The organism is Pseudomonas entomophila, assembly GCF_029193575.1.
GTDB classification, from domain to species: Bacteria; Pseudomonadota; Gammaproteobacteria; order Pseudomonadales; family Pseudomonadaceae; genus Aquipseudomonas; species Aquipseudomonas entomophila_G.
The window spans coordinates 1-12,231 of sequence record NZ_JARGCS010000007.1; the positions used below are offsets into that span (position 1 = coordinate 1).

Consider the following 12,231-nt stretch of genomic DNA (forward strand, 5'->3'; position numbering starts at 1 on the left):
CGCATGCGCCATGCACGCCAATCGTTCGACACCCGGCTGTAACGCCAAGGCGTTATAGCCGGCGTAATCGTCCGTCATCACATAGCCGCGATAATTTTCCAACAAGCGCAGCGGCACTTCCTGCGCACGGCTGGAGGTGTAGTCGAACAGCACGACTTTTCGATCCGGTGGCCCACTGGCTTGCACCCACATCCAGGATTGACTGGTCGGGTCTCGATCCGGTTCTTTAAGGACCTGAACGTGCGTTTCATCGCAATGGATGACCGGGCTTTCCAGCAACCGGTCGCGCATCAGATTCAGCAGCGGTTGCAGGTGCTCGCCGCACTGAATCACCCAACGCGCCAAGGTCTGACGCGGAATCTCGATACCGTGTCGGCTCAGCACTGTTTCGAAACGGTGCAGCGGTAAACCATCGACATACTTGGTCGTCAGCAGCATCGCCAGGACGCTCGGGCTGGCCATGCTCTTTTCGATCAACTGAGCGGGTTTGTCAGCGATGACCGGAGCGGTTTCGCAACCACGGCAGCCGTAAACTTTACGGATGTGTTTGATCACGCGAATCTGCATCGGAACGATATCCAGCTGCTCGCTGGTTTCGTCACCGATCACGTGTTTGCGGCAACCGCAGGCACAGGTCAGCTCGTGTTCGGGCAGTTCGTGGATGACTTCAATGCGCGGCAGGTCAGCGGACAGCGGTTTGCGTTTGCCGCGACGCGGGCTCGGGGCAACCACTTCCTCGTCTTCATCGAGCTGAGGTATCGACACGCTTTCCGCCTCATTGAACAACGCGAGTTGCGGCGTGTTGGGCTCAACGGTCTGCTCGGATTTGCGACTAAACAGGCGGTCGCGCAGTAGCTTGATCTGCTCTTGGAGATCAACTATTTGACCCTTATCGACCGTGCGCTCCATCAACAACTGCGCAAGCATCTGCTTGAGCAGTACCGGGTCATCAGGAAGGTCTTCGGGCATGGAAATCATGCCGCGGATTATACCGAATCAGGCGACGAATCGCGGCGTCAAAACCTGATGCGGGCGATTGCGCCAGAGGTCAAAACCGTCGAGTAACCAGTTCAGTTCCAGGACGGTGAGGACAATCGCTTCGTCGGTCGCGTCAGGTGATGTTTTGAATCGCTCGGATTCCAGGCGTTTGAGCCAAAGGCAAAAGCCGTTGCGCTCCCAGTACAAGATCTTCACGCGGTTGCGCGGCTTGTTGAGAAACACGAAAAGCACCGGGTCGAAAACCGCCACCTTGATGTCCAACTCGACCAACGCCGCCAAGCCATCAATGGATTTTCGGAAGTCGACGGGCTTGGGGTAGAGATACACTTTTTCGACTTTGGCGTCGGGACGCATCATGGCGTGCGGGCTCCTGAAAGAAATCGGGAGCACAGCATCGACAATCAGGTGAGCGCTTTGAATGTGGGGTTTATGGAGCGCTTACAGAGAAAGCATGTCGCGTGGTTTCTCGATCATCGTATGAGCCAGCGCAGTGAAGCGACGCGGTATTACTACGTGCTGACGGTCCGGCTGCTCGCTCGACGCCTTGAAAAATCATGGGTCTTTAATCTCTGATTCGGACCTAATGCTGGTGGTAACGAACGGCACCAATCGGCTGTCACAGGCCGCTCATACAGAGCTAGAGATATCACTGCTTACTTATGTAAATATTGCGCGCTTTGTGGCTTTATGTGACGCTTAGACTTTGACTAATGCCCAAAAGCCCGCAGCAGCGGGCTTTTTAATAACTCACATGCTTCGCGATTAAGCCTGCTCGTACTCATGGACAGTCTTGTTTACGATGTACTTTATTGGGGCCGCTGGAGTTAATGAGTCTCCATCAAAGAATACATAGTTCTTGCCTTGGCCGAACGAGCTGTTAAAGACAATGCCATCAAATTTCGCTTCGCTTTTGATGAACTCGCATAAAAATTGAGTGGGGATATAGTCTAGATTGCTGTTTTCAGGTCTGATAGGCTTAGAAAGTTCGTCGGAGAACAGCTCAAGTAGCCCAAGAAATCCTAATACAGCTGATAGTTGTTCCTCCCCGAAAGCTGAGGCAGAGCAGTGTTTTCTTGGCGATGTTAAGTCAAGGACTGAGAGCTCGCGCACAGGAGTCATCTGCGCAACATATACACCGCTTGAATTGCTTGGGCGGACCTCGCTTATGCAAGTAATCAAACTGTCCGCCACATATAAATATGGGATCCCCAACGGATTTGCCCGTCCTCCGGTAACTATCTCGCATGGCGGGCAGCCCATCTGGTTGGCATCCAAGGGTTTTTCTGATATTCGAGCTCGGAAGAAGCTTTCCCTTACATCAACTGGGATTTTAAGTTGCTCTAATAGTTGAAATAACACACCTTCATTACTATCGGGTGTTAATCTGCTAAATAAGGACGAGTGTATAGTGGCCTTTGGGAAAAACCGATTCTTGTGCTTCAGCTCGATCTTGAAATCGTCCCACTGATCGGTATAGCTAGCGACGTCAAAATCAAACGAAAATCGCTTTTCTGCTGTGTTCTTCCCAAAAATATCATTAACGAGCACCTCTGTCTGCCGAATCCCGTTACTCAAAACGCCATAGGATTTTAAGACTTCAGAGAAAGGAATCCCATTTTCATCCTCGCGCAAACCGTAGGTGAAAAGTTCCAACTTGTCAGCTAGGCCAGCGGGATCGATGCATGAAACCTGACTCGTACCGCAGTAACTGCATCGGCTTATCTCGCCCTCTGCGTTTATTTTGGCAACTATCACAGAATCATGAAAACACTGAACGCAGCATCTAGGCATCATTCACCTCTGACGAAATCGCAAGTGGTTTCAATATGATGCTTTATTGAGTACTTCTTCACTTGGCCTAGTCCAGGAAACGGACTGCCTCTTAATGAAACAAGTTCTTGAAAACCTTGAGTTTTATTGAATATGCCAGGGTTTGCGTCGGAGAATTCCCAGAGTTTTTCGAGCGCCGACTTAAACTTGCCGCCAGGGTTGGCGGGTGAGTCATCGTTGAAGGAAGAAAAATGACGAACGTACATAGCGTCAAATTCGATTCGATTAATATAGCTCAGGTGGATAGTTACCACATATGCAGGGCCGCCGGCCTCACTATATTCCTCGCTTAATATTGTGTAATCACCAAAGCCAATGGCATTTGAGTAGGATTTCCATTCGGTATGCAATGATGAGTAGAAGGACTTTTCCTCATAGTCGGCATTTCGAACTTTCTTATCAAAAAAATCGCCAAATAGAACAACATTTTTCAACAGAGATAGCGCACCAGGATGGATTCTCTCTTTGTTAACGAGAACGCAAGACGCGGCACTAAGTTTCTCGACAAACTCTTTATCGATACCCCCGTCTATCAAAATCGCGCTATCAGATAGGGAGAAGCCAAGATCTGGTAAGAGAGAGAGGTCTGCTATACTTTTTGCTTTGATGCAGGGAACATAGGAGTCTCGATCGCCTGCGATTTTAAGCAAGATCTTTTCGCTTTTAGAGAAGTCCCCGATGCTAGGATTGATAATTACAAGTGGTTTGATACCTGAATTGCGTAATACCTCAATTGTTTTATGTAGGGGAGCCAGATTCCCCCGTACGGGCTCAATAACAGGACGAATGAGGTCAGGAGAGATTGTTTCTGCTAGTTCTCTCAGAGCTATCAGTTCGAACTGCTTGCCTCGTAATATTGGGTAGTACATGCAGTGTCCTTACTAAAAGTTTTGTTTAAGTTTTCTGCCAGGCTTCGTCTGTGGCCAGCTCGTAGTTTAAATCCAATCCCCGCCATCAATAAAGAGCGCGGAAGGGAAAGGATAAAATCTTTTTCGATTTTTCTGCTTTTTTTTAGAATTGTACAAAATGCTTTCCGAACATCTGCAGAGGGTAATTCTTGTAAAATGCTTTCGCATGCAGAAAAAATTTCTGTGTTTGGGTAGTCTACATTTTGATCTGAAAGTGCCATTACAATATCTCGATATTCGTGTACGCGAAGAGAGCGCATTAGAATTGAGATATCAACAGGCTCTGTTGATATCACTGCTTCTCGGATTGTCCGGAGATTTTTCCTGGGGGTTAACTCCAGAATCCCTACGTCATTATCGCAAGAGTTCAAAACTTTCGATAAGTGTGACTTACCTACAACAACATAAACTTTATCAAATAACTTCTTGTAGGAAGCTAGTTGCTCGGGAAGACGATCCAGATTGTCAAAGTCTGATTTTATTTCGTAGCATGTAGAAGTGCCGTTTAAAATAACGCAATCGGCCTTGTTTCGGCCAACTCTGAATTCAGGCAATACGGTTGCTGTATTAAGGGAATGTCTCCCTAAAAGCAATCTCTCGGCGACAATGTTTTTAAAAAAATACTCAGCCCTATATTCTTTTGAAAGAGCTGAATATGAGTGTTCAAATACTTCTGCGGCGGTAAATTCTTCTCTGAGGCCACCTCTGAAATGGGTTGCCACCTTCAAGAGAAAGTCGAAATTTCCGGATGCTACTTCCGTGAGCCGCTTGCTGGAGAACAGTCTCGCTGCATCTCTTGTAGTGAACACTTTTAGACCTCTTACACTACGTCAGCGATCGTCAGACCCTTGCTTGGCATCTTTCCGACAGACGGTGCTATTTTCATTTCTACGCTAGCCAAAATACGCTGGGTGCAGCACCCGCGAGCAGCATACAGGGTGTTTCTACCAGTGCAAGATGGCCAGCACGTACCTAAGGCTAAGGATACGCCAACATGAAAGGCTGCGCATAAACTAATGCTTGCTCGGCGCTAGGATGAGCAGCCTAACCAGTCGCGTTCCATTTCTCGCCTGGAGGAGAGCAATGCTACGGAAGCCCCAAGCGCCTTACCCTTACGACTCACGAGCGTCGGACTGCTCTTGCTATGTTGGGGTTAACTGGGCATTGGGGTGGGTAGTCTTTTCGTCGATACTCTGTACTCATTCATCTTTACGTGGCTGCCCAACCTTCACGCTTCGCAAGCCAAGCCGTCACGCTCACTGGAAACAGTACGTCGATACCATGTTAAGGTGAGGAATGCTGACATGGTATCGGGATACTCAGTCAAGAAAATTATTGAACTATTATAGGCTCCTCACTAATATAGCGAATGGCTATATTAGTCAGACTGTTTGACTCTCCGACTTCGGGATAAACTTTCCGATGTATACATAGGGTTCTAGATCAAACGCTTGCTTCAGCCCGAGAGCATCGTATTCAGTTATGCTAGGAGTTTCGGACAGGGCAGAAGTAACCATAGCAAGACGCCATGCTGGGTTGGCTAATACACCCTTTCCATACTCATTCCGAGTAATAAAGAATTGAGGAGTGGGACTTGATGTACCTTTGACCTCGACGTGCAGCACTGATTTACCTTTGGTAAAAGCAAAGTCATACCCACAGGGTAGATGCGTAACGCGTTCGCAGGCATATCCTTTTGCTTTGTAGTACTCAATAACGGCGCACTCTGCTGCCAGTTCCACCTTTTTTCGATGCTCTGGTGTACCGAATCCTTTTAGAGGATCGGCTGCGTCGAGTTCGGGATCGGGTAACGATCCTTCGTTAGGGTTCTGGATAGCGAATCGGGTCATCGCTTTCAGACGACTGTTGAGAAGTTTCAGTACGCGCGTTTTGTTCTTATTAATGTCTATGCCTGGTCCTTCTAGGAAGGAATATTTGCCCTGCCTCACGGACGGATCCGAAAAGGGCATAGTTCGATACTCAGGCGGAACGAAGTATGCGGTATTGCTAGAGATGCAGTACGACCAGTCATAGGCCGGGTGCACAGCATCACCTCGCTTTTTGACCAGACTCTCTGGAGGTTCAAGCCATTCACCATGAAGGGTGGCATTTTCGTACCAACCGACAATATGGACGCCAGTGTGCTTTGGATTTTTCGCGAGGCAAATCACTGTCCAACCATTTGGATCATCGTTTGACGGTGCATACTCGCTTGCTTGGGGCGGAACATAACAATAATAGGTTCCATCAGGCCCAGGGTTAAAGTTAAAAGCCTCGTGCCCCCGTCCTTCGTTTTTTTTGCCCTTGTTTTCGTTGATCCACCCAAAATTACCGTCGACCGGGCCGCCGCGATAATATTCCGACCAGCCGAACTTCACCCATAGAATTTTTTTCACAGACCTTGCCCTGCCCTGGTTGATTTCGTATGTCGGGTTAGATCATACAAACTGAGAATGCCACGCGCATATTATTTCGTGCGTGGCACTACGCTGAGCACATCAGCTGAAAATCTCAACTATGAGACGTTAACGGTGATTACGCGAACCGAAATTCGTTTATCAGGAAATCCCGGTTTCGCGGCTAGGTAATCGGTATTAACAACTTCGGACGACACCAGCTTCAAATTGGCACCTTCGGCGAACAGAACCTCATTTTCATGGCCCAAGTTTGTACCATTGCGCTTATAAGCAAAGACATTCGTTTTTGGGCTAGTTACTTTTAGCACGAACAAATCAATGCGGCCTGCGTCGTATGCTTTGCTTCGGTGGTCTGCATTTCGCAGGGCTACCTGGGGACAAAATGATGTAGATAAAGGACGATCCGTGACTAACGTGGCACAGTCAGGCCACAGCCCTGCATGAAAAAGGCACTGGCCCTCACTCAGCACCTTTGCGATTTCATTTATCTCTGCCGATACCTTGGCAAAGTCACAATTCGGATATGACTTCTGATACCGCGCCAGCGCATCAGGAGTTTTGGATGGCATAGCTTGTCGCCACTGCTTGTGGGCGGAACTGTCATCCAGCGCTGCGTTGATGAAGTTTCCGAGGCCGTTGTCGGCTCCGACGCGGCCCATATAGACAGCTGCGTCGTAAGCGTTCGCAACTGTTGCCTCTAGTCTGACCTTTACGCGCATATGGAAATTGCTGGCCGCCAGCATCTCCTCAACGGTGGGATACCTTGTTTCCCATTTTTCGTAGGGGGGCGAAAAAGTGTTTACAAGAGGAAGGCTCATTCACAAAATCCTTTTTTCAGTGGTCATTCTGCTGCAACTCCATCCAGGTCCCCATAGTAAATGTCGGGGTGGCGCTAAGGAGATGTACAGAATGCCATCATTCGTCCTCGGTATCACCTACGAAAACACGACGCACGCTTGGTGTGTAATTTCGGTGCTTTTTCGGAGAGGAGGATCTGAAAGCGTAAGGGATCGTGCGAGCACCAAAGGATATTTTTAGGGATAGCGGCCTATATGAAAAATAATAAATCCATTTAGAATCATACTATTATACGTATTTTCGACTCCTAGGCTCTGTCTGAAAAAAGCCGTCGCATACACCGCATGACACAAGCCAGCGAGACCATCGCGGCATAACTTTTCGCGAGCTTGTCGAAGCGCGTGACGATTCGGCGGTTCTCTTTCAGCCAGCCAAACATGCGTTCGATGATGTTGCGCTGTCGGTATTTGGGCCGGTCGAACAGTCTGGGTAAGCCAGGCTTGGGTTTGCGCTTCATCGAGCGCAGCGGGATGACGGGTTGCATTCGATACTGGTCGCAGTAGCGTCGTAGCGCTTCGGCGTCGTAGCCCTTGTCGGCGAGCAGCCATTTGCAGCGCTTGCGCGGGCGGCCACGCTGACTCGATGGAATGCTGACCTCGTCCAACAGTGGTTGTGCGTAGCTGATGTCACTGGCTTGACCGCCAGAGAGGAGAAAGCGCAGCGGTGTTCCGTTGGCGTCGCAGAGCATGTGGATTTTGGTTGTCAGGCCGCCACGGCTGCGGCCTAGAGCGTGATCGGCAGGCTCGTCAGGCCCCCTTTTTTCCGCGCTCCAGATGAAGCACGGGTTGCTCTCACAGCGGTCGAATCAATCATCCAGGTGTGGGGATCGATCAAGCCTTTGTCATTAAGTCTGAGGTGCAATCGTCTGAGCATCTGATCGAATGTTCCGCGGTTTCGCCAGACTCGGAAGCGGTGATAGACAGTCGCCCAAGATCCGAAACGCTCGGGCATATCTCGCCAGGCTGCTCCTGAGCAGAGCACCCAGAGCACACCATCGAGCATCAAGCGATCACTGCTGCGCGGCCGGCCCCTGACGTGGACTGCCGTAAAGAGATCAGCGACCACTGCCCACGCTTCATCCGAGAGTTCGTACCGCTTTGCCATCACAGAATTCCTTTCCGTAGATGGTCGGCGAATGTACAGAACCCAAGCTGCTCCAGGGCCACATTTGAGTTTCTTGGGATTTCAGACAGAGCCTAGTGCCGCACCTACCTCAGCTGCATACCAACGAATAATTTCAAGGCCACTACGACCGCCCTACGGCGGGTTGTCGGTTATGACGTTGTACCTACCACTCGCTCTGCCGCCTTGCGATAAGCCTGTTCTCGCTCGCGCTTATCCACAGCCACCACAAAAACAACAACCTCCTGATCGATCACCTGGTAGACCAATCGGTAGCCGCTACTGCGCAGCTTGATCTTGTAGCAGTCTGGCAAGCTGTGCAGCCGGTTCGCCTCGACCCTCGGATTCAGCAAAACCGAGACGAGTTTTTTCTTGAGTTGCTGCCGGACCGTATCCCCCAGCTTTTGCCATTCCTTTAGCGCTCGCGCATCGAACTCAAGGCTATAGGTCATCCAGCGAAACCTTCACTCGCTGAGGATCAGCAAGGCGCTCGCGAACGGTCGCTAGCAGCGCCTCATCCTCATCGGTCATGAGCACAGGTTTGAAAGGCAACTGCCCGCGCTCGGCGACGTACTGCAATGCTTGGCGCATGAACTCGGAGGGCGTAACACCCAACCGCTCAAGCTCACGATAGGCTCGGATTTTGAGATCGTCGTCGATACGAACATTGATGGATGCCATGATGAATTGCCCACTGTAATGACGTTTGTCTTTACAGTGATGTAATTCCGGGCACCAGACAAGTGGCTTAGGGGCACTCGCCGACGAAGGACAAAGCCAGTGGACGCCGATTCGATTCCATAAATAGCCAAATTCCAGCGCCGCGAACTCCCTGCCATTGCAGCAAGAAACCGTACGCCTGGCGCCGAAAAAATGGCCCCGCAAACGCGTGGCCCTTTTCGTTACTCGCCTCTCCAAACCACCTGCCAGCACCCAACGATGGGGTTGCAATGCGGCGTCTGCCCTCTCTAGAACGCCGTACTCACCGTCACCGCCAAATTCCGCGGGTCCCCATAAATCGCCCCCGCATAGAACCCATACCGCGTGTAGTAATGCTTGTCGAACAGGTTATTGGCATTGAGGCTCACCGTCGTATCCTCGGTCAGCTGATACTTCGCCATGGCGTTCCAAATCGCATACCCCGACCAGTTCACATCACTGGCGCGGCGGCTCACGCCATTGCTCGGCTGCCCCGCCGGGGTGGAAACGGCGCGGATGTTGCTCTGCGCGGTCACGCCGGCACCAATCGTCAGGCGCTCCAGCGGGCCAGACAACCGATAGGTTGTCGATGCCTTGAACAGGTGCGACGGGTCGCTGCGCCCGTCGCTGTCGATACGGCGGAAGTGCAGGTAGGTATAGCCGCCGTAGACGTTCCAGCTCTCGCTCAACGCACCGGCCAACTCCAGGTCGATGCCGTCGGTTGCCTGCCCGGACCCGGCCTTGTAGGCGGTGGCGCCGGTCGGGGTCAGCAGGTCGCCGTCGGTGACCGCCTTGTTCTCTTGCTTGGTGCGGAAATACGCCGCCGAGGCGTTCAGCCGGCCATCGAACCACGCCCCCTTGATCCCCGTTTCATAGCTCTGCCCACGAATCGGCTCGACCTTGCCGCCAGTGCGGGTTTCCTCGGACTGGGGGGTGAAGATGTCGGTGTAGCTGGCATACAGCGAGTAGGTGTCGTTCAGGTCGTAGACCGCGCCCAGGTACGGGGTGACCACGCCGTTCTCGGCCTGGCTGGAACGGCTGCCGTCGGTGCCGCGGGTGATCGCCGAGTAGTCGCTGCTGCGCACGCCGAGGATCAGCGACAGCGGGTCGGTGATGCTCAGGCGGGTGGCGGCGTACAGGCCTTGCAGGCGGGTGGTGGTCTTGCTGTGCAGGCCGGTCTTCGAGGCCAGCATGTCGTAGTCGTCGTCCACGCCGTCGAGCCAGTTGCTCAACGGCAGGCCGTTGTTGGCGCGGAACTGGCAACCCAGCGACGGCGTGCTGACGCGGCCGCCGCCAACCATGGTGCAGGTGTACTGCGGCGACCAGGCCACCGTGCGGCTGTCGCTGTAGCCGAACATCGCCTGGTGGCTGCGGCCGAGCAGTTGGAACGGGCCGGAGAGGTCGAACTGCGCCGACTGCTGGGTGGTGTCGGTGGAGCTGTGCAGGCCGTTGAGCACCGCACCGCTGCCGTCCTGGTTCCAGTAGCCGCCGTAGACGTTGCGCCCCGACGAGTTGACCTTGGCCAGGCCGCGGTGGTTGAGGGCTTCGCCGGTGCTCTGGGCGGCCTTGAGGTCGAGGGTCCAGTCGTTGTCGAAACGGTGCTCCAGGGAACCGAAGGCGGTGCGGGTGAGGTATTCGCCGAAACTCCAGCTCGGCGCCAGGTTGGTGCTGCGCGGCAAGTCGGTCTTGCTGCCGTCGCCATACCAGATCGGGATGTTGGCGCCCCACCCGGCGCCGACCGCCTTGTCGTACTCGTACTGGTAGCCGGCGCCAATGGTGGTGGCGTCGTCCAGGTCGAAGGCGAAGTTGGCCAGGGCGGCGCGCGAGCGTTCGGACTGGTTGTCGCGGAACGAGCCAGCGTCCTGCTGGGTGACCACGAAGCGCGAGCGCAGGCGGCCGTCTTCGGACAGCGGCAGGTTGAGGTCGGCGCCCAGGCGGCGTTTGTCCCAGCTGCCGTAGGTGGCGTAGGCGCTGCCGCCGAAGGTGCGGGTCGGGGCCTTGCGCACCAGGTTGACGGTGGCCGACGGGTCGCCGGTGCCGCCAAGCAGGCCGTTGGCGCCGCGAACGATGTCGATGCGTTCGTACAGGTCGAGGTTCAGCGCGTTGCCGCCGCCGCTGAAGTCCGAGGCGCCGGGGAACTGCAAGCCGTCGATCTTCCAATTGGTGATCGAGTAGCCCCGGGCGCGGAAATCGGTGCGCCCGCCGACCTCCATCTTGCTCATGCTCACACCGGGGGTGGTGTCCAGCGCCTGCTCGATGCTGTGGATGTCGCGGTCGTCCATCTGCTGGCGGGTGATAGTGGTGACCGACTGCGGGGTCTGCCGGGGGGTGAGCTCGAGGCCCGTGGCGCTGCGCGTGCTTTCGACGGTGTAGCCGAGCTGGCCGGTGTCGTCGGCGCTGGGCAGGGCGCTGTCCTCGATGGTGGTGGCGCCCAGCTCCAGAGGGTCGGCCAGGGCGAGGCCGGGCGCGGCGAGGGCCAGGCACAGGGCGAGCGGCGAGAGACGCAGGCGTGCGCAGTCGCTGGGTAAAATCTGTCGAGTCATTTGGGAAGGCTTCGTATTCGCAGATGATTTTTTGTTACGATTCTAGGCATCCGCCCCCGGGGCTCCATGGCCGGCTTGTACGGGCATGTAATTGAACGTAACGGCCCGCGCGGGCCCTGCCGAACAGGTGTTTCCCAATGAGCACGACCCTGCTGGTCGTCGACGATGACGACGAGATCCGCGAACTTCTCTGCGACTACTTGAGCGATGCCGGTTACCAGGTGCTGGCTGCCGCCGATGGCGAGGAAATGCGCCAGCAACTGGCGCGGCGCAAGGTCGACCTGGTGGTGCTCGACCTGATGCTGCCCGGCGAGGACGGCCTGAGCCTGTGCCGCCAGTTGCAGGCGCAGCCGGGGTTGGCGGTGATCATGCTGTCGGCCAAGGGCAGCACCCTGGACCGCATCATCGGTCTTGAGGTCGGCGCCGACGACTACCTGGCCAAGCCCTTCGAGCCGCGCGAACTGATCGCCCGCATCAAGGCCGTGCTGCGCCGCCCCCAGCGCCTGGACACGCCAGCAGACGAACCCACCCTCGAACCGCAGCTGTTCGCTGGCTTCCACCTGGACCACGTCAAACGCCTGCTCACCCACCCCGACGGCCAGGTGCTGACCCTGCCGCGCTCGGACTACCGGGTCCTGCGCGAGTTGCTCGACGCCAACAACCGCGTGGTCTCGCGCGACCACCTGACGCGCAGCGCGTTTGGCCGCGACCACTTGCCCGACGACCGCTCGGTGGACATGTGCATCAGCCGCCTGCGCCAGCAACTGCGCAGCGCGCCCGGCGCGGTGCAGATCCTCACCATCCGCAACGAAGGCTACCTGCTGACCCTTACCCGCAGCGGCCCGGGCGCCTGAG

General features: G+C 54.5%; 12 protein-coding genes. 1 reads left to right on the forward strand and 11 read right to left on the reverse strand.

Annotation, left to right across the window (positions count from 1 at the left end):
* The 11 genes from tnpC to P0Y43_RS01135 all read right to left on the reverse strand — a co-directional run.
* Positions 1-978 (reverse strand): IS66 family transposase (gene tnpC / locus P0Y43_RS01085; protein WP_275635445.1); only part of this gene is annotated, 978 nt, incomplete at its 3' end.
* A gap of 18 nt (positions 979-996) precedes the next feature.
* Positions 997-1,356 carry an IS66 family insertion sequence element accessory protein TnpB gene (gene tnpB / locus P0Y43_RS01090; RefSeq protein WP_275635446.1) on the reverse strand — a complete coding sequence of 120 codons (360 nt, stop codon included), beginning with the start codon at positions 1,354-1,356 and terminating at the stop codon, positions 997-999.
* A 405-nt stretch (positions 1,357-1,761) separates the two neighbouring features.
* Positions 1,762-2,652, reverse strand: a complete 891-nt coding sequence (locus tag P0Y43_RS01095; protein ID WP_275635447.1) for an RES family NAD+ phosphorylase — start codon at positions 2,650-2,652, stop codon at positions 1,762-1,764.
* A gap of 137 nt (positions 2,653-2,789) precedes the next feature.
* Entirely contained in the window at positions 2,790-3,698 is a 909-nt protein-coding gene (locus P0Y43_RS01100) for a sce7725 family protein (RefSeq protein WP_275635448.1), read from the reverse strand.
* On the reverse strand, positions 3,659-4,546 hold the full coding sequence (locus P0Y43_RS01105; protein WP_275635449.1) for a sce7726 family protein: 888 nt from the start codon (positions 4,544-4,546) through the stop codon (positions 3,659-3,661). Before P0Y43_RS01105 ends, P0Y43_RS01100 begins: the two co-directional genes overlap by 40 nt.
* Positions 4,547-5,119: 573 nt before the next feature.
* Complete coding sequence (locus P0Y43_RS01110; RefSeq protein ID WP_275635450.1) at positions 5,120-6,133, reverse strand: protein NO VEIN domain-containing protein; 1,014 nt, start codon at positions 6,131-6,133, stop codon at positions 5,120-5,122.
* Between the two features lie 119 nt (positions 6,134-6,252).
* The gene (locus P0Y43_RS01115) at positions 6,253-6,972 is read right to left on the reverse strand and encodes a hypothetical protein (RefSeq protein WP_275635451.1); all 720 of its coding nucleotides are present in this window, start codon (positions 6,970-6,972) and stop codon (positions 6,253-6,255) included.
* A gap of 287 nt (positions 6,973-7,259) precedes the next feature.
* A protein-coding gene (locus P0Y43_RS01120) for an IS5 family transposase (protein ID WP_275635452.1) occupies positions 7,260-8,116 on the reverse strand; the annotation gives its coding sequence in 2 pieces (ribosomal slippage) (positions 7,260-7,768 and positions 7,768-8,116; 858 coding nt in all).
* Positions 8,117-8,286: 170 nt separating this feature from the next.
* Positions 8,287-8,586 (reverse strand): type II toxin-antitoxin system RelE family toxin, encoded by a 300-nt coding sequence (locus tag P0Y43_RS01125; protein WP_275635453.1) that lies wholly within the window; start codon positions 8,584-8,586, stop codon positions 8,287-8,289.
* Positions 8,576-8,815, reverse strand: coding sequence for a type II toxin-antitoxin system RelB/DinJ family antitoxin (locus tag P0Y43_RS01130; RefSeq protein WP_275635454.1), 240 nt, complete (start codon positions 8,813-8,815; stop codon positions 8,576-8,578). Before P0Y43_RS01130 ends, P0Y43_RS01125 begins: the two co-directional genes overlap by 11 nt.
* Before the next feature lie 287 nt (positions 8,816-9,102).
* Entirely contained in the window at positions 9,103-11,376 is a 2,274-nt protein-coding gene (locus P0Y43_RS01135; RefSeq protein ID WP_275635455.1) for a TonB-dependent siderophore receptor, read from the reverse strand.
* Positions 11,377-11,513: 137 nt separating this feature from the next.
* Between P0Y43_RS01135 and P0Y43_RS01140 the strand changes: the two genes are divergently transcribed.
* The gene (locus tag P0Y43_RS01140; RefSeq protein WP_275635456.1) at positions 11,514-12,230 is read left to right on the forward strand and encodes a response regulator; all 717 of its coding nucleotides are present in this window, start codon (positions 11,514-11,516) and stop codon (positions 12,228-12,230) included.
* Position 12,231 lies beyond the last annotated feature (1 nt).